The sequence below is a fragment of the Paraburkholderia sp. Tr-20389 genome (genome assembly GCF_017104565.1).
GTDB lineage: Bacteria > Pseudomonadota > Gammaproteobacteria > Burkholderiales > Burkholderiaceae > Paraburkholderia.
This window is the reverse complement of record NZ_JAAGPD010000067.1, coordinates 1-23,763: the sequence shown is the minus strand read 5'-3', so window position 1 is coordinate 23,763 and position 23,763 is coordinate 1. Positions and strand designations below refer to the sequence as shown.

Genomic DNA, 23,763 nt, shown 5'->3' with positions numbered 1-23,763 from the left:
TTAATTGCTTATCGGATCGAAACACGCCGATGAGTGAATACCCTTCTACAAGCCTCAATAAAGCGGTATTAAAATTCCGCCGACAAGGCTGCAAAAAATCTCAAAATGTATCGGCAGAAATTGCTGTATTTTTTCTGCTTTTATTCGGTAAGTTTTGCCGGGTTTTGCGGAATGGCACCGCATTTCGCGCCGTCTCGCCCTTCCTTGCGGCGCAATCTCCCGTTTGCAGTGCCAGATGCGCCGACGCATGCGCCCGTTATCGCTTCGATAGCGCGTCGCGCGAGTGTGTCATGTCAATTTTTATTCCATTTATTTTTAATTATTAAAGCATTGCGAAAATATTGGTCAATGCCGGACTGCTATTTTCCATCGTAATTATTCAATAGAAATTCAATGTCGATTTATTGACGCATTACGACGTGATAAAAACGGAGCCATTCATCCCGCTTCGAGGAGTTATCACCATGACTGCTACGGCGTCAGCCGTCGAGAATCGACAGGCGAATCCATCCCGCCTCAACGTCAAGCTCAAGGTTCATCCCGTGATCCTTGCCGGCGGCTCAGGCACGCGCCTGTGGCCGATGTCGCGCGAACAGCATCCGAAGCAGCTGATCGGTCTGCTCGGCGAAGACTCGCTGCTGCAATCGACGACCCGCCGCCTCGATGGACTCGATGCCGGCCATCCCGTCGCCGAACAGCTCGTGGTCGTCTGCAACGAAGAGCATCGCTTCACGACAGCCGAGCAGCTGCGCGTAAGCGGCGTGCAGAGCCGTCTGATTCTCGAACCGTACGCACGCGACACGGCACCGGCACTGACGATCGCAGCGCTCTCGGTGCTCGCGCAGGACGAGGACGGCATCATGGTCGTGATGCCCGCCGATCACGCCGTCACGGATAGCGAAGGTTTTCACGCCGCCGTTGCCGCCGGCGTACGGCACGCGGCGAACGGCCACATCGTGACGATGGGCATCGTGCCGTCGCGCGCGGAAACGGGTTATGGCTACATTCGCATCGGCGCACGGCTGCCCGCGGACGAAGGCGCTATCGGCGCGCATCAGCTGGATCGCTTCGTCGAGAAGCCGCACTTCGAACTCGCGCAGCACTATGTCGAGTCGAAAGAGTACTGGTGGAACAGCGGCATCTTCATTCTGCGCGCGTCGACGTGGCTCAAGGCCGTGCGCCACTTCCAGCCCGCGATTGCCGAAGCCTGCGAAGCCGCGCATGCGCAAGGCGCGACCGACGGCGAATTCTTTCGCGTGCAGCGCGACGCGTTCGGCGCCTGTCCGTCGAATTCGATCGACTACGCGGTGATGGAGAAGCTCGGCAACGACACGTCGATGTGCTCGGGCGTCGTCGTGCCGCTCGATGCCGGGTGGTCCGATGTCGGTTCGTGGGACGCGATCTGGGACATCCTGCCGAAAGACGGCGACCAGAACGTCGGCCGCGGCAATGTGATGTTCGAAGGCGCGGGATCGACGTTCGCGCATTCGGAAGGACGGCTGATCGCTTGCGTGGGCACGCAGGATCTCGTCGTCGTCGAAACCGATGACGCGATTCTCGTCGCCGACAAGAGCCGCGTGCAGGACGTGAAGAAAGTGGTCGGCCGGATCCGCGAGAAGCAAGGCACGGAAGCCGTGAACCATCGCAAGGTGCACCGGCCGTGGGGTCACTATGATTCCGTCGACATGGGCGAACGCTTCCAGGTGAAGCGTATCGTCGTGAAGCCGGGCGCGCAGTTGTCGCTGCAGATGCATCACCATCGCGCGGAACACTGGATCGTCGTGCGCGGCACGGCGCTCGTCACGCGCGGCGAAGAGCGCTTTATCGTGTCCGAAAACGAGTCGGCGTACATCCCGCTCGGCATCAAGCACCGGCTCGAAAATCCCGGCAAGATGCCGCTCGAGATCATCGAGGTGCAATCGGGCTCGTATCTCGGCGAAGACGACATCGTGCGCTTCGACGACACGTACGGACGCCAATGACGCACGGCGCGGTGACGGGTTTGCAGCCCGTCACCGCTTCTTCATGTCGTGAGACTGAATGCGCAAGCGAAGCGCGTGATGCGGGCACTTCGAAATTGAACGGATGTTGAGTGGCTTACTGAGTGGCGGAACAGCGCGGCTCATCAACGACGCGCAAGCCAACCGCGCGAGCCAACTTCAGCAACCGGTTCCAGCGCAGCGTCAAACGATGGCGTGTTCACGCCATCGTCATCATCCCGCGTGGGAAAGCGTCGATATCAACGGAAAGCGTTCGCCCGTCTTGTCCTTGACGGTGTCGGACGGATAGCGGCGCAGCGGCATCAGGCGCGCATTCAGATGCGGATTGCCCGATGCGGCGGGCGTCACGTTCGCCGCGGCGAGCGCGGGCGTCGGCGTGAGTTCCGGCATCGCCCGCGTGACGGGACGCACGGCGACCTTCGGCGGGTGCAGGCCTGCACCCGCCTCAAGCGTGCGGCATTCGCGGTCGATCCATTGACGCGCCCAGTCGAGCGCGAAACGGTGCGCCGCGTCGGCATCCGAGAAACGCGGACCGATCAGGCCCGAGCGCTCGACACGCTTGCCGTCCTTCATGATCTCGGCCCATGCGCGGTACTTGTCGTTGGGCACCTGCTCCGCCGCTACATAGATCACATAGCCCTGCCGGTCGGCAACCTGCAGGCCGCGCGGTGCCGTGAGACTCATCCACAGCGGCGTGTGCTCGCTGCTCGCGAGCGCATTGTCTGCCGATGCATCGTCGGCATACGCCTGCTCGTCGAGCAGTTCGCTCGGCACGATCGCGGTGTCGGGCGCGAACGCCTGCATGTCCGCCTGCACGCTGGTTTGCAGCTCGATACGACGCGCGACATCGAGGACAGCGGCGGCATCGGGCACACCGGCGGCATTCGTGCGGGATGCGTCGACGAAACCCGTCTCGACAGCAGCCGAACCGGCAAGCTGCCGCGTGATGTCGGCCATCGGCGCGAGCGCACGCCAGCCGGACGGCGCGCCACTCGTCACACTCAACTCCTGAGCGGACGATTGCCACGTTTCCGGACTCTTCCAGAACACGCCGCGCGCGAATTCATCGCGCGGCTTCGGTGCTTCGACCACGGGCGCCGGCTTCGGCGCGGCGGGCGGCGTCGGCTCAGGGATATAGGCGAACGCGCGCCCACTCTGCGTCAACAGACGGATCACTTCGGCCAGCGTGCCGTTGGCTTGCCACTCCTCGAAGCGGCGCCGGCAGGTAGGGCCTGACGGATAGCGACCGGGAAGCTTCGACCACGGCTCGCCAGTAGTCAGGATCCACAGAACGGCATTGGCCACGATACGGGGTTCGGCGCGGGGCCGTCCGCGTCGGTTCAGGCGGACGGCTGGCTCGTCGGAAACGAGCGCGGATACCTGCGCCCATTCGTCATTGCTTAGCTCATCGAAAAACATGTTGTTCTCCACGCAGCACGGCCTGGCTGCGGCTTTGGGCTCTCACGAACTTCATTTTGGCGGTTCGTGTCGAGTCCTCGGTTGCACAATATGCTTGTACGTTCTTGCGCCGGTATTAAGAAAGCGCACTTCGTTAGTGCGGCATTTCACCGGGACGACGCACAAAACGTGGTCTCACTCGTGCATGGGAGAATTTGTGCACGAAGCATACCATCGCCAGGGTTTGTCTGAATATGACTGAGACAAGTGTTACGGATAGAAACAATCTTGTCCTTTTTGCTGCATCGTTTAGTTCCTGGCTGTCACAGAACTGACGTCGGTTGCAGCGCGGCGGAGACTGCGCGAACAGCGCGATGCAGCGTGTCCATGCTCGCGCCGCCGCGATGACAGTGATGTGTTCGCGTGGATCGCGCGCAACACGATTGCCCCGGTTACATTCGATTCGATGTGTGCGGCATAAAGTGCCGGAGCGCAGAAGCGTTTCTATTTGTGACGCATACTTGCCGCTGCGCGAGTGGCGCGATGGCGCGAATTGACGAGTGCAGGGATTAGCGCACGGGCGTCGCGGCGCGCTCGCCGACGACGGTGGTCCACGGCCGCACGCGCCATTGCGTGACGAGTCCGTTCAGCACATACGGATCGGTTTTCGCAAACGACTCGGCCGCAGCGGGCGAATCGCCTTCGAACAGCAGCACGGCTGTATCGACGGGATCGGCAAGCGCGCCCGCGAGATGCAGTTCACCGCGATCGGCGGCGGCCCACGCATGCTTCAGATGCGCGGCGCGAAACTCCGGGCGACGCTCGAGATAATCCGGCGACACATCGTAGATCAGCAGATAGTGCATTCGAAAACTCCTGAATCGTGATGACTGAGGTGATGACTGAGTGACACGGGCGAGTGACGCAATCGAATGAGACAAGCATACCGGTTCGCGCATTCGAGGTAGAAGCGGTCTTAGGGAAACACCTGTGCAGTCCGAGCGTCGCATGCGTCAACCTTTTACCCTGCCCGATCGTTTTCACAGGCACCATGCATCGCAATGGTGACGGCCGATCACAGCGCAGGCGATCCGCCCGGCTCGATGCCCGTCTCACGACAATCAACAACATTCACAAACCGTGATGGAGTGTCCCATGAAGATCCAAGCCGCACTCGCCGCTCTCGCCCTGACAGGTCTGCTCGCGTCGCCCGCTTTTGCAGAGAACAGCCAGCAGTCGAAGATGACCGTGTGCAACAAGCAGGCCGGAGACAAGAAAGGCGACGACCGCAAGGCGTTCATGAAGGACTGCCTGTCGGCTTCGTCGGCGATGGCTGCGTCCGCACCGATGTCGCAGCAGGACAAGATGAAGGTATGCAACACGCAGGCCGGCGACAAGAAAGGCGACGATCGCAAGGCATTCATGAAGACGTGCCTGAGCAACAAGGGCTGAGGACATTCCCATCTGCACGGCGTCGCGTGAAGTGCGCGACACCGTTCGATGCGAGACAGGCAAGCGGCGTCCATCACGGGCGCCGCTTTTTTCTTTTTGGCTTCGCACGATGCGACGCGCCTGCGCCATGGCGCACACAAGCTGTGCATTCGCGTGGGCAAGCGCCGCCCTTCCCGCGCCGTTTTCTTCTATGATGGCGGCACAGACGGCCCATACCCCACACAGAACAAGTCCCACGGGCCGCCAGCTTGTCGTTGATGCCGCAAGCGCATCGCACGGAGGCAAGGATGGTTGGGAGACACAAGAATCGCTGGTTGCGTCGCTGGCTGGTGGTGATCGTCTTCTGGGCGGTGCCCGTGGCGATCGTCGCCGTGCGCGAGATTCAGGAGGAAATGGCCTATAACCGGGTCGACCTGAACACCGCGCTCACGACCTGGCAGCTCACCGACGCGCAACGCGCCGCGGGCGCCGCCGCGCGCTGCCACGGCACACCCGACGATGCGCGCGCGGCCGGCTGCCCCGCCGATGTGCTGGCCGCCAATGCGCCGCGCCAGCAGGACGCGCTCAACGAATACGCGGTACGCAAGAGCACGCTGGCGAGCTATCTGTGGCATGCGTTCGTCGGCTACTGGGTCGTGCCCGCCGCGACGATCTTCGCGATCGGCTTCGTCATCGGCGTCGTGCGGCGCGCGTTGCGGCGGCCGCCCGTCAACAAGAGTCCGGCGAATCACTGATCGAACCCGTGTCGTTCGGAAAAGACGCGGGGCGTCACATCGGTGCTGCGGCTTTCCTGCAACACTTTCCGTTCGCTTACAGTCGATTCTGCCAGGACACAAACCCGGTAAATATGACCTCGTTTTCCGGCGCATCGCGCGGCTCGGCGAGCACAGTGCAGACGACCCTTCCGATCTCCACGAACGCGGTCCGCATGGCTTTCGGACAGCCTTCCCGTCTACGCGGCCGACCGGCCAGAATTACCCAACGAATCGCTGACGATCGCTGGAGTGCTTGTCGCACAAGGGTTTGCGCGGTGTCCCCAGAACCCTTGCAGTGCGGGTTCGTGTGATATAACTCAACAGGCAACCCGCGTGAACTGAGGCTGCACCCCGGAACCACGATGGAGAAAAACGATGCAAAGACGAAACTTCATGTTGAAGAGTACCGCCGCGCTTGCTTTCGGAACCCTTGCACTGGCCGGCTGCACCACCACCAAGAGCAGCGGGGAATCTGCCGCTACGGACATGTCGAAACGGCAGTCGATCGATGCCAGCGTCGACGGCACGATGTCCCGTCTCTATACCACCGTTAAAGGTTCGCGCGAGCTGGTCGCCAAGTCGCGCGGCATTCTCGTATTCCCGTCCGTGCTGCAGGTCGGCTTCGTCGTCGGCGGCCAGTACGGCGAAGGCGCATTGCGCGTGGGCGGCGCTTCCGTCGGCTACTACAGCACGATCTCGGGCTCGTTCGGCCTGCAGGCGGGCGCGCAGTCGAAGGCCATCATCTTCTGCTTCATGACCCAGGACGCGCTCGACAAATTCCGCAATTCGGACGGCTGGTCGGCCGGCGCCGATGCATCCGTTGCGCTCGTCAAGCTGGGCGCGAACGGCGTCGTCGATACGACGACGGCGACCGCCCCCGTCGAGGCATTCATCCTGACGAACGCCGGCCTGATGGCCGATGTGTCGCTGGCGGGCACGAAGGTATCGAAGCTCAAGATCTGACGGCAACGCGGCCCACACGCGTGATGAGCGGGCCGCGGCGGCGCTGCGCTACGGGACGCGGATGCCAGTCCGCCACGCAGTTCCGGCAGGTCGCCAGCGAAGAGCGCGCCACGCGCTTTCGCCGGCGACGAACATGATGACAAAGGGCGACGCAACCGTCGGTTGCGTCGCCCTTTCTTTATGCGTGCGTGATGTCGACCGGATCAGGTGGTCGACGACGCGTCGATCACCTTGAAACGCGAGCGTTTCTGCGCGCGTATCACCGACTGATATGCCTCCACATACTGTCGCGCCATGCGGTGCGACGTGAAGCGCTCTTCGAAGCGCTTGCGCACGTTCGCGCGCGGCAGTTTGTGCAGACGGTTGACGGCGGCGACCGCACCGATCTCGTCCTCGACGATGAAGCCCGAGACGCCGTCATCGACCACTTCGGGCACTGCGCCCCGATTGAACGCGATGACGGGCGTGCCGCATGCCATCGCTTCGATCATCACGAGCCCGAAGGGCTCGGGCCAGTCGATGGGAAACAGCAGCGCATGCGCGCCCGACAGAAACTCCGCCTTCTGATGATCCGCGATCTCGCCGATGAACTCGACATACGGCAGGTCGAGCAACGGCTTGATATCGCGTTCGAAGTATTCGGCGTCGGCGGCATCGACCTTCGCGGCGATGCGGATGGGCAGGCCACAACGGCCCGCGATGCGAATCGCCGTATCGACGCGCTTTTCCGGCGAGATGCGTCCCAGAAACGCGAGGTACTTCTGCTCGACGGGCTGCGGCGTATACAGCGCTTCCGGCAGGCCGTGATAGACGGTGCTCAGCCAGCGCGCCTGCGGCAGCGGATGACGCTGCGAATTAGAAATCGAAATGACGGGCGCGGTGTTGAAGGTGTCGAACACCGGCTGCTGTTCGGGTAGATCGAGACGCCCGTGCAAGGTCGTGACGAACGGCGTGTCCTGGCGCTTGAAGACCGAAAACGAGTAGTAGTCCATGTGAAAATGGAGCACATCGAAATCGTGGGCCTGACGGCGCACCAGTTCCATCAGCAGCATGTGCGGCGCGATGCGGTCGCGAATGCCGGGATCGAGCCGCAGCGCGCGCGGCCACACGGGTTCGAGCTTCGCGCTGGTGACGGAGTCGCCGCTCGCGAACAGCGTCACCTCGTGACCCAGGTCGACGAGCGCCTCGGTGATGTACGACACGACCCGCTCAGTCCCGCCGTACAGCTTGGGCGGCACCGATTCGGTCAAGGGGGCGATCTGCGCAATTCTCATCTGTGTCTCCAGGCGCCGCGTGAGAGCGGCTGCAGCGAGCAGTAGCAGTGGCGAACGAGTATGACAGCAGGCAGGCAGCCGATCAAACGCGGCGCGGCGATTTCATGCGCTTTCACGCGATGTATCGGGTTTATCCGCATGCCGCATCGCGGGCGCGCGCCCGGCTCGGGGCCTCTCGTGTCCTAAATGCCGATTATTGCCCGCCATCGGCGGGAAAGCCGCAGGTATTTCAATTGAATTACGCTGTTACAGTCGGGAAACACTCGTTTCGGGGCGCACTTGCGGCAAGACATGGCGCTCAGCGAGCAGGCCATTTCCATGCGGGCAAATCGCGCGAGTCGGCATCCGCGATGCGCGTCGCGCCCAGTTGCTTCTCGAGCACCACGGATTCGCTGCCCTCCTCGCGTTCCAGTGCTGCAATCAGCCGCGCCGCATGCGACACGACGATCACCTGCGAGCGCAGCGACGCCTTCGCGATCAGGCGCGCGAGCGCGGGCAGCAGATCGGGATGCAGACTCGTCTCCGGCTCGTTCAGCACGAGCAGCGCGGGCGGACGCGGCGTGAGCAGCGCTGCCACGAGCAACAGGTAGCGCAGCGTACCGTCCGACAATTCGGCGCCCTTCAACGCGCGCAGCAGGCCCTGCTGCTGCATCGTGACTTCGAAGCGCCCTTCGACATTCGTGATCGAAACGCGCGAGCCTGGAAACGCATCGTCGATGGCGGCATCGAGCGCGGCCGCGTCGCCGATTTCACGGACCGTCTGCAACGCGGCGGCGAGATCCGCGCCGTCGTCGGCGAGCACGGGTGTATGCGTGCCGATTTGCGGCAGGCGAACGGGGGACTCAGTGTCCGTTCTGAAATGATCGTAGAAGCGCCAGGAACGAATCTGCTCGCGCACGGCGATCATTTCCGGTGCGCTGCGCGGGTCGGAAAACTCCGTCATCATGCTGTCGAAACTCGCGACGCTATGCGGAATAGTCTGCCATTCGCCGTCGTCGCCACGCGTGCGGATCGACGGGCCATGCCGGTCGACGAGCAGCGCCGACGGACGCAGCACGGGTCCGCTCCAGATGCATTCGCGTTTGATGACGGGATCGAGGCCGAACTGCGTCTCGCCCGGAATGGGCAGACCCAGATCGATCGCATAGCCGAACTCGTCGCCCGCAAAGCCGAGCCGCAGATTGACGGGCTCCGTGCGACGCGTGCCCTGCACGGGCGCGTCGCCCGCCAGCATCGCGCGTGAGAAGCGCTCGGGGCCCGCCCACAGCGTCGACTGGAGACCGCCTTCGCGCGCGAGCGACGGAATCACGCCGCCACGTGCCGTCACCGCGAGCAGGCGCAACGCGCGATACACGCTCGATTTGCCGCTGCCGTTCGCCCCCGTGATCACGTTCAGACGCGCGAGCGGCACGATCAGATCGCGCAACGAGCGATAGTTGGCAACGGCGAGCGTCGTCAGCATCCGGGCTCCGAATGGCCGCACGGATAAGGCAATACGCGATCGTTATGGATATCGAACGAATGCGGGTGCTGTATCACGCCCTTCACTTATTCTTTTTGGCTGAGACGTCAGAGGTCTCGGAAGCATCGGACCGCGACTCGAAAAGCGGTACGCTGCGCAGATCGCGCAGGAACGAGTCGCGCCACACGCCGAGGTCGTTCTTGCGCAGCGCCCGCATGTCGAGATCGTGACGCCGCTTGCGTTCGTCGAGCGGCATCGCGAGCGCACGCTGCAACGCTTCGCACATGCCGATCGAATCGTGAGGATTCACGATCAACGCTCCTTCCAGCTCGGCCGCCGCGCCCGCGAACATCGACAGCACCAGCACACCCGGATCGTCCGGATTCTGCGCGGCGACGTACTCCTTCGCGACGAGATTCATGCCGTCGTGCAACGGTGTGACGAACCCGACCTGCGATTCGCGGAACAGCGACATCAGTTTCCAGCGGTCGTATTGCTGGTTCAGATAGCGAATGGGCGTGTAATCCAGGCCTGAGTATTTTCCGTTGATACGCCCGGCTTCGTATTCGAGTTGCTGACGGATGTCCTGGTACGTCGTGACGTCCGAGCGCGTTGGCGGGGCGATCTGCACCAGCGTGACGTTGCCGCGCCATTCTGGCGACCGTTCGAGCAGCGCCTCGAACGCGCGGAAACGTTCGACCAGCCCCTTCGAATAGTCGAGACGGTCGACGCTCATGATCAGCTTGCGCCCTTCCAGGCTCTGCTTCAGGTCGAGCACATGCTGACGGCTCTCGTAGCGCTTCGCCTGATCGGCGATATCGTCGGGAAACACGCCGATCCGATAGACGCCCGTGCGCATCTGCCGACCGAACGCTTCCGCGTGGCCGTCGCCCGACACGGTGCCGCGCGCGTGCCGGCGCAGATAGTCATGAAACGCGAGTTCGTCGTTTTCGGTCTGGAAACCCAGCAGATCGTAGCAACACAGCGACTTCACGAGTTCTTCGTGCGGCGGAATGTTCAGCAGGATCTGCGGCGACGGAAACGGAATGTGCAGGAAGAACCCGATGCGGTTCTTGACGCCCTCGGCGCGCAATGCTTCCGCGAAGGGAATCAGGTGATAGTCGTGGACCCAGATGATGTCGTCGGGCTCCAGCAGCTTGATGAGCTTGTGCGCGAGCCATGCGTTGACCCGCCGGTAGCCTGCGTATTCTTCGCGCTCGTAGCGCGCGAGATCGTTGCGATAGTGGAAGACGGGCCACAGCGTCGCGTTCGAAAAGCCGCGGTAGTACTGGTCGTAGTCCTTGCGTGTCAGGCCCGTCGTGGCGAACGTCACGCCGCCGTCCGATTCGAGCGTGGGCCCGGCGTTCGCGACCGTTTCGCTGACGACGTCGCCGCTCCATCCGAACCACACGCCGCCCGCATCCTTCAGCGCGCCGAACACGCCGACGGCCAGCCCGCCCGCGGAGCCTTTGGTTTCCGTCGGCGTTGCCACGCGATTCGACACGACGATCAGTCGGCCCATGTTGCTGTCCCTCCGCTCTGGTTGGCGCGGCCGGTCCGTTGCGGCCGGTGCGCGTTTATTCAGTGCTGGTTCGACTGCGGTTGCGCCCGATCAGTTGCACATTTGTGCACATCCGGACGGCATAGGCAAAACGACACGCTCCAAAGCGGGCTGAAAGCACAAAACGCGCGCCGTGCTGAACACACGGCGCGCGTCGAAATGAACCCCGAACGGGCTAAAACGACAGTACGGCGCGATGGCACCGTGTGCCGCTCAGCTGCCCGTCTTGCAGGGGAACGCCTTGCCGAGCCCCAGCGACACGGCAGTACTCGCGTTATAGCCCGCCACGTTCGGATTGTCGGCGATGTACTTGCGCACCGCGTCCGTCAGTTGCTGCGAGCGCGCCTCGGGCGGCAGGCAGAAATACTGGCCGACGCGCGGGCCCGTGGTCCCGCCGATCGCGTCGATCGTGTTGAAGATGCCGTCCGCGGCGCCTTCGATATAGGCCGCACACGCGCTACGCGACGCAACGTCCGTCTTCGTGCACAGCTTGTTGAGGTCGCCCCCCGTGAACGCGGCTGCCGTCAACGGCACAGCGAGCGCGCCGGCGCAAATCAAAACCCGCAGCATGTTTTTTCCTTCCTGGTGTGAGCCCGGAACGATGAGTGGCGTCGGGCGATCGTTGCCGCCCGGATTGTCCACTCGTTCCCGCTTCGATTCGGGCGCGTGGTGACCCGCGCCCAGACTGCTATTTTGCACTGTTTTGCGGCGTTGCTGGCGCACCGGCCGGCGCCTGTTGCTGCATCTGCTGGAGCCGCGCCGTCAGCCCTTCGACGACGTCCGGCTCTTTGTACTGTTTCGCGAAATCGAGCGCGGTCAGGCCGAGCTGGTTCTTGACGTTCAGGTCCGCGCCGCTGTCGAGCAGCAGCTTGACGGTCGACACGTGACCGCCGCGGGCCGCCATCATCAACGGGGTCGTGCCGTTCGGCGAACCCGTGTCGATGTAGGCGTCGTGATCGAGCAACAGCTTGACAATATCGTCATGACCGTTCGCGGCCGCGTAGTGCAGCGGCGCCCAGCCCTTCTTGTTGACCTCGGCGTCTTTTGCGATCAGCAGCTTCACGATGTCGATATCGCCGACCAGCGCGGCCATCATCATCGCGTTTTCGCCTGCCTTGTCGAGAATCTCGACATCCGTTTTCGGATTCTCGATCAGCGCCGCCACCACCTTGTCGGACTTTTCGCGGGCGGCGATCACGAGCAGCGGTATGCCCTGGTTGTCGGCCATGTTCGGGTCCATGCCGTTCGCCAGTTGCTTCTTCACTTCCTTCACGTCGTCGAACTTGACGGCCTTGATCATCGTGTCGGCGGGCGCAGCCTGCGCGGGCAACGCGCCGAGCGTCGCGAACGCGACGCCTGCCGCCAACGTCAGCCGAGCCAGGCTTCGACGCAGGTCGACAGCGCGGGCAAAGCCCGGACGGAAGGCGGCGCCGTGCTGACGTTCGATCGTGTGTTTTTTCATATCTTACTTTAGGAAACTTTCCTATCCTATTGATACTAATTAATTTATCGTTCAGGCGCCAGTCGGCGCCGGAATCTTGAACAGCCGGAAAAAGTTCTCGGTCGTCGCGGCGGCGAGCGCTTCGTCGGGCATCTCGCGCTGCTGCGCGATGAAGCGTCCGACATAACTCACGTACGCAGGTTCATTCGGCTTGCCGCGATACGGCACGGGCGCGAGGTACGGCGAATCGGTTTCGATCAGCAGGCGATCGAGCGGCACGCGGCGCGCGACGTCCTGCACGTCCGTTGCGCTCTTGAACGTGACGATGCCTGACAGCGAAATGTAGAAATTCTGCGCGAGCGCCTGCTCGGCGACCGCCCACGGCTCCGTGAAGCAATGCATCACGCCGCCCGGCTCGCCCGCGCGCTCCTCGGCCATGATCCGCAGCGTATCTTCCGACGACGCGCGCGTATGGACGATCAGCGGCTTGCCCGTCTGGTGCGCGGCGCGGATATGCACGCGAAAGCGCTCGCGCTGCCATTCCATGTCGTCGATCGAGCGGCCTTCCAGGCGGTAGTAGTCGAGGCCCGTTTCGCCGATCGCGACCACCTTCGGATGCTGCGCCAGTTCGACCAGCTCGGCGACCGTCGGCTCGCGCGCGTCTTCGTGATCGGGATGCACGCCCACGGACGCATACACGTTGTCATACGAACGCGCGATCTCCAGCACGGAAGGCAGCGTTTCGAAATCGACGGACACGCACAGTGCGTGCGTCACCGAGTGCGCACGCATGTTGTCGAGCACTTGCGGCAGACGGTCGCCGAGTCCTTCGAAGTTGATATGGCAGTGGGAATCGACAAACATGGTGAAGTCCTGCTTAAAAATCCAATAGCGGTGACGACGAGGCCGACTGCGCGCCGCGCCGGAAACGGCGCACTACGCGAACAGGTCGCGGTAGCCGAGAAACAGTTCCTCGAACACCAGCCGCGCGTTGAGCGGATGGTTTTCGACGGCGCGCTGCCGGGTGACCGTCCGCATGAAACGTGCGAAAGCGTTCGCGTCGGCCTGCGACGCGCAGCGCGCGAGCGCCGCCGACGCCGCCGGGAAATAACGCGGCATGCCCGCCGCGCCCACCGTCGACTGGGCCAGCAGGTCGTACATCCAGCGCTGCAGCCAGCCGAGCACGATCGGCACGGGCAGCTTTTGCAACGTCTCGCCGCACGCGAAGGCGTCGCAGTTCGGGCCGGCGGCCAGCTGTTTCAGCGTCCAGTCGCGCAACGGGCGGTTTTCGTCGCTCGCGAGCGCCAGCGCGGCCAGCGGCGCGCCGCCCGCTTCCGCGAGCAGGCCCGGCGCGTCGTCGACGCCCTGTTGCGCGAGCCATGCAGTGGCGGATTCGGGCGACGGCGTCGTCATCGGCCATTGGCGGCAGCGGCTGATGATGGTCGGCAGCAGACGGTCGATGCGCGCCGATACCATCAGGAACACCACGCCCGCAGGCGGCTCTTCGAGCGTTTTCAGCAGCGCGTTGGCCGCTGCGACGTTCAGCGCCTCGGCCGGATACAGCACGACGACGCGTACGCCGCCACGATGCGAGCCGACGCCGCAGAAGTCCAGCAGCGCCCGCACCTGCTCGATCTTGATTTCCTTGCTCGGCGTGCGCGTTTTCTTGCCGCTGTCGTCGGCGTCGGCCTTGTCGGCCTTTTCATCGGCGGCCGCGCTTGAAAAACCGGCTTCGGCCGCGAGCGCTTCAGGCAGCACGATCCGGTAGTCGGGATGATTGCCCTGCGTGAACCAGTTGCACGCCGCGCACGTGCCGCACGGCTCACCGTTCGGCAGCCCCGATTCGCACAGCAGGCCTTGCGCCAGATGCTGGGCAAAGCGCAGCTTGCCGATGCCGGCCTGCCCATGGAGCAGCAACGCATGCGGCCAGGCGGCGCGCAGTTGCTGCAGGCGGTTCCAGTCGTCGGTTTGCCACGGATAAATCATCGTTTGTCTTTTGATTCAATGGTTTGAAGACGATTCTCAAGGTATCGGCCGAGCATGCAAAGCGTTATGCGTCCGGCCTATATCACCAGAAAATCAAAGAGATGCAATCAGTTCTTCAAGTTGTTTCTGGATGTCTACGATGCTGCGCGTCGAGTCGATGATAGCGAATCGATACGGCGCTTCCTCTGCCCGGCGCAGATATTCGGTGCGCGTGCGCGTGAAGAACGCGTCCGACTCGCTCTCGAAACGGTCCGGTGCGCGAGCCGCGCTGCGTCGTTCGCTGGCCGTGTCGGGCGGCACGTCGAACAGCACGGTCAGATCCGGCTGGAACCCGCCCTGCACCCAGCGCTCGAGCGTCTCCAGCTTGTCGCGCGGCAGGCCGCGGCCGCCGCCCTGGTACGCGAAGGTCGCGTCGGTGAAACGGTCGGACAGCACCCAGTCGCCGCGCGCGAGCGCCGGCTCGATCACCTGCGCGAGATGCTCGCGGCGCGCAGCGAACATCAGCAGCGCCTCGGTTTCGAGATCCATTGCCTCGTGCAGCAGAATGTCGCGCAGCGATTCGCCGAGCTTCGTGCCGCCCGGCTCGCGCGTCATGACCACGGCACGGCCCGCCGACGCCAGCTTCTGCTCCAGCCGGTCGCGAAACCAGCCGAGATGCGTGGTCTTGCCCGCACCGTCGATGCCCTCGAACGTGATGAATTTTCCCCGCGCCATCATTGCCCTCGAATGTACTTGTCGACGGCCTTGTTGTGATCGCCGAGCGTGTCAGAAAAGATGCTGCTGCCGTCGCCGCGCGACACGAAATACAGCGCGCTGGTCGGCGCCGGATTGAGCGCGGCCTGCAGCGACGCGACGCCGGGCAGCGCGATCGGCGAAGGCGGCAGGCCCATGCGCGTATACGTATTGTAGGGAGTGTCCGTCTGCAGGTCCTTTTTGCGCAGATGCCCCGTGTAGCCGTCGCCCATTCCGTAGATCACGGTCGGGTCCGTCTGCAGCGGCATGCCCACGCGCAGACGGTTCGCGAACACGCCCGCGACCATCGCACGGTCGGACGCCTTGCCCGTTTCCTTTTCGACGATCGACGCCATCGTCAGCGCGTCGTACGGCGTCTTGTACGGCAGGCCCGGCGCGCGTGCCGCCCACGCTTCGTCGATGCGCAGCTTCATCAGCCGGTACGCGCGGCGATAGACGTCGAGATCGCTCGTGTCCTTGTCGAACAGATAGGTGTCGGGGAAAAAGAGCCCTTCGCCCGTGCCCGTCGGCGTTTCGGGCGCGCCGATCGCCTTCAGGAGATCCGCGTCCGCCATGCTCGCGGTGTCGTGCTTCAGCGCCGGGTTCGAATCCAGTTCGGCGCGCATATGCCTGAAGGTCCAGCCTTCGATGATGGTCGCCACGTATTCGTTCACGTCGCCGCGCGCGATCTTTTGCAGCACGTCGTACGGCGTGACGCCCTGCTTGAATTCGTAGTTGCCCGACTTGAGCGCCGTCTGCAGGCCGAGCGCGCGGGTCATGAGCACGAACAGCTCGGGCTCGACGGGCACGCCGCCGCGATTGAGCTGCGTCGTGACGCTGCGCAGGCTGCTATGTGACTTGATTGTGACGTCGAGTTGCGGAGTGGCGAGTTGGACGGGTGTCGTAGCCCAGCGGTATGCGCCGTATGTCGCGGCGGCGATCAGCATCGCGAGCAGGACGCAGGCGATGAGACATTTCTTCAGGAGGGACATGGAAACGTGGTTCGAGTGAAGCCAATATAATACTTGCTTGCCTCCGCCAAAGTCAGAATTGACTGTTCCCCGAATCCATGAACGCACCGCTTGCTTCTGCTCCCGGCACTGCTGTCCCTGCTTCCGTATCGCTTCCTGCGTTCCCGCGCCCCGCGCGCGACGAGTTCGACGCCGTGCTGGCGGGCGGCGCGTTCATGCCGCTGCCGCAATTCGGCGTGATCGACGCGGCGGGCGACGATGCCGCGTCGTTCCTGCACTCGCAACTCACGAACGATACACAGCACCTCGACGCGGCAACGGCCCGCCTCGCCGGCTACTGCTCGCCGAAGGGCCGCCTGCTGGCGTCGTTCCTGATGTGGTGCAACGGCGAATCGATCCGGATGCTGGTGTCGAAGGACGTGCAGCCCGCCGTGCAGAAACGTCTGTCGATGTTCGTGCTGCGCGCGAAGGCGAAGCTGAGCGACGCATCGGGCGACACGCTCGCCATCGGCCTCGCCGGCGATGTGCGCAAGACGCTCTCGGGTGTGTTCGATGCGATTCCCGACGGCGTGCACGTCAAGGTCAACGGACCGGCGGGCTCGCTGGTGCGCGTGCCGGACGCAGCGGGACGTCTGCGCTACGTCTGGGTCGGCCCGAAGGCCGAGGTCGAGGCGCGTCTGCCCTCGCTCGAAGCGAAGCTGCGCCGCGTGTCGCCCGCCGTGTGGGACTGGCTCGACATCCGCGCCGGCGAACCGCGCATCACGCAACGCGTGGTCGAGCAGTTCGTGCCGCAGATGATCAATTTCGACGTGCTAGGCGGCGTCAATTTCCGCAAGGGCTGCTATCCGGGCCAGGAAGTGGTCGCGCGCAGCCAGTACCGCGGCACGATCAAGCGGCGCATGTCGCTGGCGAATGTCGCTGGCGAGACAGAAAGCGTCGTGCCGGGCGCGGAGCTGTTCCATTCGGACGATCCGGGCCAGCCGTGCGGGATGCTCGTCAATACGGCGGCCGCGCCCGATGGCGGCGTCGATGCGCTCGTCGAGATCAAGCTGGCCGCGCTCGAAAACGGCACCGTCCATCTTGGCGCGGCCGACGGTCCCGCGTTGACCTTCCTGCCCTTGCCGTACGCGCTGCCGACGGAAGTCTGAGTTTCCGCTCCACAGCGTTGCGCCTTCGACATAGCGCCTTCGATGCAGGCGCGACGCATTCTCGCCGTATCCCACGCGGCTCCGCTAAACGAGACTTCCTCTGATGTGTCTGATCGTGTTCGACTGGCGTCCCGACGCGTCTGATGGTCCGCTGTTCACGCTCACGGCGAATCGCGACGAATTTCTGAAGCGCACAGCCGAACCGATGCATTGGTGGGATGACGCGCCGGATCTGCTCGCGGGTCGCGATCTGGTCGGCGGCGGCACGTGGCTGGGCATCACGCGCGACGGCCGTTTCGCCGCGCTCACCAACTATCGCGCGCCGAGCGAAATGCGCGCCGATGCGCCGACGCGCGGCACGCTGGTCAGCAACTGGCTGTCGGGCGAGCACGGCATCGAAAGCGGCGCGCCGCTCGACTATCTGCTGCAGGTCGCGCAAGACGGCGACATGTACAACGGCTTCAATCTGCTGGTCGGCGACTGGACGCGGCGCGAGCTGGCCTGGTACTGCAACCGCTCGCCTGCCGCGCCGACGCTGCTCGCGCCGGGCACGCACGGCATCTCGAATGCGGTGCTCGATACGCCCTGGCCGAAGCTCGTGCGCAAGCGCGCCGAGCTCGCGCAGACGCTTGCCGACGACAACCGTCCGCCGCTCGCCACGTTGATCGGCCTGATGCGCGATCCGCGTGTAGCACGCGACGACGAACTGCCCGCCACGGGTATTTCGCTCGAACGCGAACGCGCGCTGTCGGCCGCCTTCATCGATACGCCCGAATACGGCACGCGAGGCACGACGGCATTGCAGGTCGTCGTGCAAGACAAACGCCTCAGCGTGTCGGCACTCGAACGCAGCGACGACAACGGCTCGCATCGCGTCAAGCGTCCCGGCGATTACGAGCGCAGCTTCACCTTCGATATCGCCTGACAGCGAGCCGGCTCACTCGACGCCGAACGCATCGCGCAACGCCGCTGCCGCCTCGGCATGCGCGCGCGCCACATCGGGCACATAGCCGCCCATCTTGAAGAACTCGTGGATCATGCCCGCGTAGCAGGTGAACGCGACGGCATTGCCCGCTTCGCGCAGCTTGAGCGCGTACGCTTCACCTTCGTCGGTCAGTGGATCGTATTCGGCCGTCGCGATCCATGCGGGCGCGACGCCGCGAAAATGCGGTGCGCCGCGCGTGCCGTCGAGCGGCGCGAAGCGCCAGTCGTGACGGTCGTCGGCGTTGCGCACGTATTGCTCGAAGAACCATTGAATCGTATCGCCGGACAGCAGATAGCCGTCGGAGAGCCGTTCGTGCGATTCGGTCTGCTGATGGCCCGTCGTGCCCGGATAGATCAGCAGTTGCAGCGCGAGCGGAATGCCCGCGTCGCGGGCGAGCACGGCGCACACCGTGGCGAGCGTGCCGCCCGCGCTGTCGCCGCCGACGGCGATCCGCTCGGAGTCGATGCCGTACAGCGCGGCGTTCTCATGCAGCCACTTCAGTGCGTCGAACGCGTCGTCGACGGCAGTGGGAAACCGGTGTTCCGGCGCGAGACGGTAGTCGACGGACATCACGACGCACTGCGCGTCACGCGCGAACATCCGGCAGATCGCGTCGTGCGTGTCCACGCTGCCGACCGTGAATCCGCCGCCGTGATAGTAGACGAGCGCGGGCGCCGGATTCGCCCATTGCGGCTCGGCAGGATGATAGAGACGCACGCGGACGGCCGCGCCGTCGCGCATCGGCACGGCCACATCTTCGACGGAATACATCGGTGCCGAGGGTACTTCGAGAATCGGCGCGCTCTTTTCATATGAAGCGCGCGCCGCTTGCGGCGTCAGATCGTGATACGCGGGACGCTTTGCGCGCGCAATCATCTCGAGCACCTGCTCGATCTTCGGGTTCAACGGCATGATCGGACCATGGCGCGCAGGCGCCTGACGGTTGAATTGAGCGCGAAATGATGCCACGAACACAGGCTCACGCGCCCGCTTGGGTGCTAGCGGGGTTCCTTGACTTCGGGCTTCAGCGACAAGGGATCCGTTGGATTGCGCTGCTCTTCGATGTCCTCGTGCCGCAACCGCACCGTCGCGAGAATGGCGGGATGCGTAAGGATATAGAAGCGCCGTTCGGCGATCGCGTCGAACGTCAACGCCGCGACGTCCCTTGCGCTCAGCTTGCCGGACCGCACAGCACGCTGCAGCTGCTTGTCGGCGGCGAGCTGCGAGCGCGTGGGGTCCGCGTTGTTGCGCAACGCGTCGGGGCGCGCGCGTTCGGCGTCCGCGATACCCGTCGGCACGAACGCGGGGCACAGCAGCGAACAGCCGACCTCGCCGCCCGCATTGCGCAGATCGTGATACAGCGTCTCCGTCAGCGACACGACGGCGTGCTTCGACGCGTTGTAGATGCCCATCGACGGCGGCGACAGTAGTCCCGCCACCGATGCCGTGTTGACGATATGCGCCGGCTCGTTCTGTCCGAGCATGATGGGCGTGAAGACACGCACACCGTTTGCGACGCCCATCACGTTGACGCCGAACACCCAAGCCCAGTCGTTCGCCGAGCTTTCCCACAGGAAGCCGCCGGCGCCCACGCCCGCATTGTTGAACAGCAGATGAACCTTGCCGAAGGCTGCGAGCGCCGCGTCGGCGAGCGCCTGAACCTGCGCGCCATCCGACACATCCGTGCGTACGCCGATCACGGCTGCACCCGCTGCGCGCAACGCATCGACGGTTTGCGCGAGCGCGCCCTCGTCGACATCCGCCAGCACGAGCCTCATGCCGAGCGACGCGCCCTTCTCCGCGAATGCACGGCCGAATCCGCTCGCCGCGCCTGTTATCACGGCGATCTTGCCGTCGAATTCGAACATGCGTTTCCTCGTTGATCTAACGTTGATCTATTGTTGATCTATTGCTTGCGCCGGCCAGCCACGCGTCGGTTCAGATCAGCTTGACCAGCTGCTTGCCGAAATTGCGCCCCTTGAGCATGCCGAGGAACGCTTCGGGCGCGTGCTCCAGACCTTGCGCAATGGTCTCGCGATAGTGCAACTTCTTTTGCGCGACGAGCGTGCCAAGTTCCTTGAGCGCGCCAGGCCACACGTCCATATGCTCGCTGACGATGAAACCCTGCACGAGCAGGCGCTGTGTAAGCATCAGCGCGGGATGCTTGAGCGGCATGGGTGCGCCGTCGTAACCGGAGATGAAGCCGCACAGCGCGATGCGGCCATGCGCGTTCATTCGCGCGAGCGTTGCATCGAGCCCTTCGCCGCCGACGTTCTCGAAACAGCCGTCGATGCCGTCCGGCGTTGCCGCCTTGAGATCCTGATAGAGATTGCCTGCCTTGTAGTCGACACATGCATCGAAGCCCAGTGTCTCGATGACATAGCGGCATTTCTCAGCGCCGCCCGCGATGCCGACGGCACGCGCGCCCGCCTGCTTCGCCAGTTGCCCGACCACGCTGCCGACGGCGCCGCTCGCCGCGCTGACGACGACCGTCTCGCCCGCCTTCGGCGCGATGATCTTGTTCAGACCGTACCAGGCCGTGACGCCAGGCATGCCGACAGGACCGAGATAAGCGGACAGCGGCACGTGCGTGTCGTCGACTTTTTGCAGGCCCTTGCCGTCGGACGTGCCGAACTCCTGCCAGCCGAACATGCCGACCACCTTGTCGCCAGTCTTGAACGCCGCGTTCTTCGACTCGACCACCTCGCCCGCGGTGCCGCCGATCATCACTTCGTTCAGCGGCTGCGGCGCCGCGTACGACTTCGCGTCGCTCATGCGGCCGCGCATGTAGGGATCCAGCGACAGGTAGTGATTGCGCACCCGCACCTCGCCATCCGCGAGCGGCGCGAGCGGCGTTTCGACGAGCTTGAAGTTGTCGACGGATGCTGCGCCCTGCGGACGCGATGCAAGCAGGATCTGGCGATTGAGTTGGCTCATGACGGTGTGTCTCCGGAAGATACGGAATAGCGCGAATGGGACGGCGGGGACGGCGGCCGCTTACGCGTCGCTCGGCCCCGGTTTCGCCGACGGATCGCTGTGCAGACGCTGCTGCCGAACCTCGCGGCCGACAGCAAGACGCCGCATGTACTTGAACGTGCCGAGCGCCTTCGCGACGAAGTGGCCTGCGCTGTCGCGGATCTCGCCTTCGCAATAGGCCATGGTCGTCGAGCGGTGCAGCACGCGGGCTGTCGCGCGCAATTCCCCCGTGCCCGGCTGCATGAAGTTCACTTTCATTTCCACCGTGACGACGCCGACGCCGTCGGCGGCGAGACTGCGCGCGGCCATCGCGAGCGCGGCGTCGGCGAGCGTCATGGTGATGCCGCCGTGCGAGACGGCCCACGTGTTCAGATGCTCGGGGCGCAGCACCAGCACGACTTCGCTCGCGCCATCCGCCGCCGACATCAGTTCTACACCGAGATGGTCGATGAACGGACTTTCTATCTTCAGCTTGTTGCCAGGTGAATCGGTCATATGCAGGTAGGTTCGTTGTCGATCATGCATCGCGATCCGTACGGAACGCATGCAGAGTACACATGAAAAAGCGCATCGCCAGATGATACGCGCACTGCGCAAACGGATGGACCGGGCTGCACGGCATAGGATGAACGCACACGTTCTCGCGACGATCGCGCCGGAAAACGCACGCACCGTCGCCTATACTTTTGACGCAGTACCTTCAGGCATCAGCCCGACCGTGCGCGGCATACGCCATCATGCGCAACGCGAAACCGGGCGTCATCAACCCGCGGCCATTCCCCGATCGAGCGCATTGCCTCCCTCTGCACGGCCGCCTTGTCTTCCTTCTCTTTGCCTCTTTATGCACGCACGGAACACGGCCCGCGCCGTGAATGCGTTCGTCTCCCGATCGAGAGTCGGCGCTTCACGCGCGGCACATCTGGACTTCACTTCTGGAGGACAACATGGCTACCTACATCATGCTGGTCAACTGGACCGATCAGGGCGTGCGCACCGCCAGGGACACCGTCAACCGGGCGCGCGCGTTTCGCGAAACCAGCAAGGCAATGGGCGTGACGGTCGGCACGGTGAACTGGACGCTCGGCGCGTACGACCTCGTGATCTCGATCGACTCGCCCGACGACGAAACCACGACGCGTCTCGGCCTCGCGGTCGCGGCGCAGGGCAATGTGCGGACCTCGACGATGCGCGCCTTTGGCGAAGACGAGATGGAGCGGATCGTCGGCGGATTGAAGTAGCCGGCAATGTTGCGCGCGCAGCCTGCGATGGTTTCTCGGGCGCCGCGCTCAGGCCTGCGCGCGCGGCAGATGCCATCCATGCGTCGCCGCGACCACGCGCAGCACGAAGCACGCGACGCCGCCCGCCAGTCCCGCGATCGCCGGGGACAGGCCGAAGCGGCGTCCCACCAGCACCACGACCGCGCCGGCGAACGCAGCCGTCGCATAGATATCGCTGACGAGCACGGACGGAATGCGTGTGAGCAGCACGTCCCTGATGACCCCGCCGCCGACGCCCGTCACCGTGCCCATCAAGGCCGCGACGAACGGCCGGATCCGGTACAGCATCGCCTTTTCGACGCCCGCCACCGCGAACAGCGACAGGCCGGCGGCGTCGAGCACCATCAGCCAGAACGCGGGAAAGCCTTGCGCCTCGCGATGGAAGATGAAGGTCAGCAGCCCGGCGACGAAGGTCAGCGCGGGATAGCGCCAGTCGCGTATCGCGTTGGGCGGCGTCGCGCCGATCAGCAGGTCACGCGTCACGCCGCCGCCGAGCGCCGCGACGAACGCGATCACCATCACGCCGAGCAGGTCCAGCCCGCTGTGCATCGCGGCGACGGCGCCCTCGATCGCGAAGATGAACGTGCCGGCGAGATCGGCGGCAAGGACGACTGTTTCGATTCTGGGTTTCATGCGGAGCGTTACGCGCGGTCGAGGGCGCCGCGATTGTCTCATTCATCGCCGCGTAGATGGACAAAGCGACGCACCCCGCTTTCACGCCCGAGCAAGCGCCCGCTTCTTCGCGCCGCGCCGCTAGAATTCATACGACGCAACCGAATCGCGCTTCTTTTCCCGTAGGGACACGATCATGAAAGCCAGCCGCGCCTCACTTATCGTCCGCTTGTTCTTTCTTCTCGTTGCGCTCACGTCGCTGGGCGGCTGCGCGGGGATGTTCGGTCATGATCCGCTGCGGGTGAGCGTCGCGGGCATCGAGCCGCTCGCCGGTCAAGGCATGGAGATGCGCTTCAATCTGAAGCTGCGCGTGCAGAATCCGAACGAAGCGCCCATCGACTTCAGCGGCGTATCCGTCGAACTCGATTTGAACGGCAAGCAGTTTGCGACCGGCGTCAGCGACCAGATCGGCACCGTGCCGCGCTTCGGCGAGACGGTGATCGGCGTGCCGCTGACGGTCCCCGCCTTCACGGTCGTGCGCCAGGCTTTCGCATTCGCCGACAGCGCGCAATCGGGCCAGCTGCCGTATGTGCTGCGCGGCCGGCTCGCGGGCGGGATCACGGGGGGCACGCGCTTCATCGATCAGGGCACCCTGTCGCTGCCGATGGGCGACGTCGGCGGACTGTAGCGACTGACGCGCGCGGCCGGTTGCGCGACGAGGCGTACCCCATCAGTCAGTGATTCGCGTTGCCTTGTCCTTGCGGCTCCGA

General features: G+C 64.2%; 25 protein-coding genes and 1 pseudogene. 9 read left to right on the top strand and 17 right to left on the bottom strand.

The window, feature by feature from the left end; genetic code table 11:
- Positions 1-29: 29 nt before the first annotated feature.
- Positions 30-326: a hypothetical protein gene (locus tag G3N95_RS37355; protein ID WP_205975100.1), complete on the top strand. Its 297-nt coding sequence runs from the start codon at positions 30-32 to the stop codon at positions 324-326.
- A 138-nt stretch (positions 327-464) separates the two neighbouring features.
- Positions 465-1,982, top strand: a complete 1,518-nt coding sequence (locus tag G3N95_RS37350; RefSeq protein WP_205975099.1) for a mannose-1-phosphate guanylyltransferase/mannose-6-phosphate isomerase — start codon at positions 465-467, stop codon at positions 1,980-1,982.
- Positions 1,983-2,213: 231 nt separating this feature from the next.
- Here G3N95_RS37350 and G3N95_RS41075 read toward each other — a convergent pair whose 3' ends face one another.
- The 3 genes and pseudogenes from G3N95_RS41075 to G3N95_RS37340 form a co-directional block, all read right to left on the bottom strand.
- Entirely contained in the window at positions 2,214-2,684 is a 471-nt protein-coding gene (locus G3N95_RS41075; protein WP_346778441.1) for a DUF6566 family protein, read from the bottom strand.
- 516 nt (positions 2,685-3,200) lie between these two features.
- Positions 3,201-3,419 (bottom strand): annotated as a pseudogene (locus G3N95_RS40790) (transposase); the annotation flags it as partial.
- A 548-nt stretch (positions 3,420-3,967) separates the two neighbouring features.
- A complete protein-coding gene (locus tag G3N95_RS37340) occupies positions 3,968-4,264 on the bottom strand; it encodes a YciI-like protein (RefSeq protein WP_205975097.1) in 297 nt (98 codons plus the stop codon).
- A 289-nt stretch (positions 4,265-4,553) separates the two neighbouring features.
- Here G3N95_RS37340 and G3N95_RS37335 point away from each other — a divergent pair, with 289 nt between their 5' ends.
- The 3 genes from G3N95_RS37335 to G3N95_RS37325 all read left to right on the top strand — a co-directional run bounded on the left by G3N95_RS37335 (position 4,554) and on the right by G3N95_RS37325 (position 6,568).
- Positions 4,554-4,850 (top strand): PsiF family protein, encoded by a 297-nt coding sequence (locus tag G3N95_RS37335; protein WP_205975096.1) that lies wholly within the window; start codon positions 4,554-4,556, stop codon positions 4,848-4,850.
- 287 nt (positions 4,851-5,137) lie between these two features.
- Entirely contained in the window at positions 5,138-5,584 is a 447-nt protein-coding gene (locus tag G3N95_RS37330; RefSeq protein ID WP_205975095.1) for a hypothetical protein, read from the top strand.
- Between the two features lie 396 nt (positions 5,585-5,980).
- The gene (locus tag G3N95_RS37325) at positions 5,981-6,568 is read left to right on the top strand and encodes a YSC84-related protein (protein ID WP_205975094.1); all 588 of its coding nucleotides are present in this window, start codon (positions 5,981-5,983) and stop codon (positions 6,566-6,568) included.
- A gap of 203 nt (positions 6,569-6,771) precedes the next feature.
- Here the strand turns inward: G3N95_RS37325 and G3N95_RS37320 are convergent, their stop codons facing one another.
- From G3N95_RS37320 to mltG, 9 genes are all read right to left on the bottom strand, one after another.
- Positions 6,772-7,842 carry a glycosyltransferase family 4 protein gene (locus G3N95_RS37320; protein ID WP_205975093.1) on the bottom strand — a complete coding sequence of 357 codons (1,071 nt, stop codon included), beginning with the start codon at positions 7,840-7,842 and terminating at the stop codon, positions 6,772-6,774.
- A gap of 298 nt (positions 7,843-8,140) precedes the next feature.
- The gene (locus G3N95_RS37315; protein ID WP_205975092.1) at positions 8,141-9,304 is read right to left on the bottom strand and encodes an AAA family ATPase; all 1,164 of its coding nucleotides are present in this window, start codon (positions 9,302-9,304) and stop codon (positions 8,141-8,143) included.
- Between the two features lie 82 nt (positions 9,305-9,386).
- Positions 9,387-10,826: an alpha,alpha-trehalose-phosphate synthase (UDP-forming) gene (gene otsA / locus G3N95_RS37310; protein WP_205975091.1), complete on the bottom strand. Its 1,440-nt coding sequence runs from the start codon at positions 10,824-10,826 to the stop codon at positions 9,387-9,389.
- A 252-nt stretch (positions 10,827-11,078) separates the two neighbouring features.
- Complete coding sequence (locus G3N95_RS37305) at positions 11,079-11,435, bottom strand: Rap1a/Tai family immunity protein (RefSeq protein ID WP_205975090.1); 357 nt, start codon at positions 11,433-11,435, stop codon at positions 11,079-11,081.
- A gap of 118 nt (positions 11,436-11,553) precedes the next feature.
- Entirely contained in the window at positions 11,554-12,327 is a 774-nt protein-coding gene (locus G3N95_RS37300; RefSeq protein ID WP_241019168.1) for an ankyrin repeat domain-containing protein, read from the bottom strand.
- A gap of 51 nt (positions 12,328-12,378) precedes the next feature.
- Positions 12,379-13,170, bottom strand: coding sequence for a TatD family hydrolase (locus G3N95_RS37295; RefSeq protein WP_205975089.1), 792 nt, complete (start codon positions 13,168-13,170; stop codon positions 12,379-12,381).
- Between the two features lie 72 nt (positions 13,171-13,242).
- The gene (locus G3N95_RS37290) at positions 13,243-14,292 is read right to left on the bottom strand and encodes a DNA polymerase III subunit delta' (RefSeq protein ID WP_205975088.1); all 1,050 of its coding nucleotides are present in this window, start codon (positions 14,290-14,292) and stop codon (positions 13,243-13,245) included.
- A gap of 93 nt (positions 14,293-14,385) precedes the next feature.
- Positions 14,386-15,006 (bottom strand): dTMP kinase, encoded by a 621-nt coding sequence (tmk, locus tag G3N95_RS37285; protein ID WP_205975124.1) that lies wholly within the window; start codon positions 15,004-15,006, stop codon positions 14,386-14,388.
- Positions 15,006-16,016, bottom strand: coding sequence for an endolytic transglycosylase MltG (mltG, locus tag G3N95_RS37280; RefSeq protein WP_205975087.1), 1,011 nt, complete (start codon positions 16,014-16,016; stop codon positions 15,006-15,008). Before mltG ends, tmk begins: the two co-directional genes overlap by 1 nt.
- 77 nt (positions 16,017-16,093) lie before the next feature.
- Here mltG and G3N95_RS37275 point away from each other — a divergent pair, with 77 nt between their 5' ends.
- Positions 16,094-17,143 carry a folate-binding protein YgfZ gene (locus tag G3N95_RS37275; RefSeq protein WP_205975086.1) on the top strand — a complete coding sequence of 350 codons (1,050 nt, stop codon included), beginning with the start codon at positions 16,094-16,096 and terminating at the stop codon, positions 17,141-17,143.
- 103 nt (positions 17,144-17,246) lie between these two features.
- Positions 17,247-18,068 carry an NRDE family protein gene (locus G3N95_RS37270; protein ID WP_205975085.1) on the top strand — a complete coding sequence of 274 codons (822 nt, stop codon included), beginning with the start codon at positions 17,247-17,249 and terminating at the stop codon, positions 18,066-18,068.
- A 12-nt stretch (positions 18,069-18,080) separates the two neighbouring features.
- Here G3N95_RS37270 and G3N95_RS37265 read toward each other — a convergent pair whose 3' ends face one another.
- The 4 genes from G3N95_RS37265 to G3N95_RS37250 all read right to left on the bottom strand — a co-directional run bounded on the left by G3N95_RS37265 (position 18,081) and on the right by G3N95_RS37250 (position 21,599).
- Positions 18,081-19,040 (bottom strand): alpha/beta hydrolase, encoded by a 960-nt coding sequence (locus G3N95_RS37265; protein WP_205975123.1) that lies wholly within the window; start codon positions 19,038-19,040, stop codon positions 18,081-18,083.
- A gap of 86 nt (positions 19,041-19,126) precedes the next feature.
- Positions 19,127-19,996 carry an SDR family oxidoreductase gene (locus G3N95_RS37260; RefSeq protein ID WP_205975084.1) on the bottom strand — a complete coding sequence of 290 codons (870 nt, stop codon included), beginning with the start codon at positions 19,994-19,996 and terminating at the stop codon, positions 19,127-19,129.
- Between the two features lie 70 nt (positions 19,997-20,066).
- Positions 20,067-21,065 carry an NADP-dependent oxidoreductase gene (locus G3N95_RS37255; RefSeq protein ID WP_205975083.1) on the bottom strand — a complete coding sequence of 333 codons (999 nt, stop codon included), beginning with the start codon at positions 21,063-21,065 and terminating at the stop codon, positions 20,067-20,069.
- 60 nt (positions 21,066-21,125) lie between these two features.
- Complete coding sequence (locus G3N95_RS37250; RefSeq protein ID WP_205975082.1) at positions 21,126-21,599, bottom strand: PaaI family thioesterase; 474 nt, start codon at positions 21,597-21,599, stop codon at positions 21,126-21,128.
- Between the two features lie 449 nt (positions 21,600-22,048).
- On the opposite strand from G3N95_RS37250, the gene G3N95_RS37245 reads away from it, so the two are divergent.
- Positions 22,049-22,342 carry a GYD domain-containing protein gene (locus tag G3N95_RS37245; protein WP_205975081.1) on the top strand — a complete coding sequence of 98 codons (294 nt, stop codon included), beginning with the start codon at positions 22,049-22,051 and terminating at the stop codon, positions 22,340-22,342.
- Between the two features lie 48 nt (positions 22,343-22,390).
- On the opposite strand, the gene G3N95_RS37240 is transcribed toward G3N95_RS37245, so the two are convergent.
- On the bottom strand, positions 22,391-23,014 hold the full coding sequence (locus G3N95_RS37240; RefSeq protein ID WP_205975080.1) for a TRIC cation channel family protein: 624 nt from the start codon (positions 23,012-23,014) through the stop codon (positions 22,391-22,393).
- A 175-nt stretch (positions 23,015-23,189) separates the two neighbouring features.
- Here G3N95_RS37240 and G3N95_RS37235 point away from each other — a divergent pair, with 175 nt between their 5' ends.
- On the top strand, positions 23,190-23,681 hold the full coding sequence (locus G3N95_RS37235; protein WP_205975079.1) for an LEA type 2 family protein: 492 nt from the start codon (positions 23,190-23,192) through the stop codon (positions 23,679-23,681).
- The last annotated feature ends 82 nt before the right edge of the window (positions 23,682-23,763 follow it).

Bases quoted from the DNA above. Each gene is read 5' to 3' on its own strand.
- G3N95_RS37315 (WP_205975092.1), bottom strand. From the start codon at position 9,304: ATGCTGACGACGCTCGCCGTTGCCAACTATCGCTCGTTGCGCGATCTG.
- G3N95_RS37350 (WP_205975099.1), top strand. From the start codon at position 465: ATGACTGCTACGGCGTCAGCCGTCGAGAATCGACAGGCGAATCCATCC.
- G3N95_RS37300 (WP_241019168.1), bottom strand. From the start codon at position 12,327: ATGAAAAAACACACGATCGAACGTCAGCACGGCGCCGCCTTCCGTCCG.
- G3N95_RS41075 (WP_346778441.1), bottom strand. From the start codon at position 2,684: ATGAGTCTCACGGCACCGCGCGGCCTGCAGGTTGCCGACCGGCAGGGC.
- G3N95_RS37245 (WP_205975081.1), top strand. From the start codon at position 22,049: ATGGCTACCTACATCATGCTGGTCAACTGGACCGATCAGGGCGTGCGC.
- G3N95_RS37340 (WP_205975097.1), bottom strand. From the start codon at position 4,264: ATGCACTATCTGCTGATCTACGATGTGTCGCCGGATTATCTCGAGCGT.
- G3N95_RS37265 (WP_205975123.1), bottom strand. From the start codon at position 19,040: ATGCCGTTGAACCCGAAGATCGAGCAGGTGCTCGAGATGATTGCGCGC.
- G3N95_RS37330 (WP_205975095.1), top strand. From the start codon at position 5,138: ATGGTTGGGAGACACAAGAATCGCTGGTTGCGTCGCTGGCTGGTGGTG.
- G3N95_RS37235 (WP_205975079.1), top strand. From the start codon at position 23,190: ATGAAAGCCAGCCGCGCCTCACTTATCGTCCGCTTGTTCTTTCTTCTC.
- G3N95_RS37355 (WP_205975100.1), top strand. From the start codon at position 30: ATGAGTGAATACCCTTCTACAAGCCTCAATAAAGCGGTATTAAAATTC.
- G3N95_RS37250 (WP_205975082.1), bottom strand. From the start codon at position 21,599: ATGACCGATTCACCTGGCAACAAGCTGAAGATAGAAAGTCCGTTCATC.
- G3N95_RS37275 (WP_205975086.1), top strand. From the start codon at position 16,094: ATGAACGCACCGCTTGCTTCTGCTCCCGGCACTGCTGTCCCTGCTTCC.
- G3N95_RS37260 (WP_205975084.1), bottom strand. From the start codon at position 19,996: ATGTTCGAATTCGACGGCAAGATCGCCGTGATAACAGGCGCGGCGAGC.
- G3N95_RS37255 (WP_205975083.1), bottom strand. From the start codon at position 21,065: ATGAGCCAACTCAATCGCCAGATCCTGCTTGCATCGCGTCCGCAGGGC.
- G3N95_RS37320 (WP_205975093.1), bottom strand. From the start codon at position 7,842: ATGAGAATTGCGCAGATCGCCCCCTTGACCGAATCGGTGCCGCCCAAG.
- G3N95_RS37305 (WP_205975090.1), bottom strand. From the start codon at position 11,435: ATGCTGCGGGTTTTGATTTGCGCCGGCGCGCTCGCTGTGCCGTTGACG.
- mltG (WP_205975087.1), bottom strand. From the start codon at position 16,016: ATGTCCCTCCTGAAGAAATGTCTCATCGCCTGCGTCCTGCTCGCGATG.
- G3N95_RS37325 (WP_205975094.1), top strand. From the start codon at position 5,981: ATGCAAAGACGAAACTTCATGTTGAAGAGTACCGCCGCGCTTGCTTTC.
- G3N95_RS37290 (WP_205975088.1), bottom strand. From the start codon at position 14,292: ATGATTTATCCGTGGCAAACCGACGACTGGAACCGCCTGCAGCAACTG.
- G3N95_RS37270 (WP_205975085.1), top strand. From the start codon at position 17,247: ATGTGTCTGATCGTGTTCGACTGGCGTCCCGACGCGTCTGATGGTCCG.
- otsA (WP_205975091.1), bottom strand. From the start codon at position 10,826: ATGGGCCGACTGATCGTCGTGTCGAATCGCGTGGCAACGCCGACGGAA.
- G3N95_RS37240 (WP_205975080.1), bottom strand. From the start codon at position 23,014: ATGAAACCCAGAATCGAAACAGTCGTCCTTGCCGCCGATCTCGCCGGC.
- G3N95_RS37335 (WP_205975096.1), top strand. From the start codon at position 4,554: ATGAAGATCCAAGCCGCACTCGCCGCTCTCGCCCTGACAGGTCTGCTC.
- tmk (WP_205975124.1), bottom strand. From the start codon at position 15,006: ATGGCGCGGGGAAAATTCATCACGTTCGAGGGCATCGACGGTGCGGGC.
- G3N95_RS37295 (WP_205975089.1), bottom strand. From the start codon at position 13,170: ATGTTTGTCGATTCCCACTGCCATATCAACTTCGAAGGACTCGGCGAC.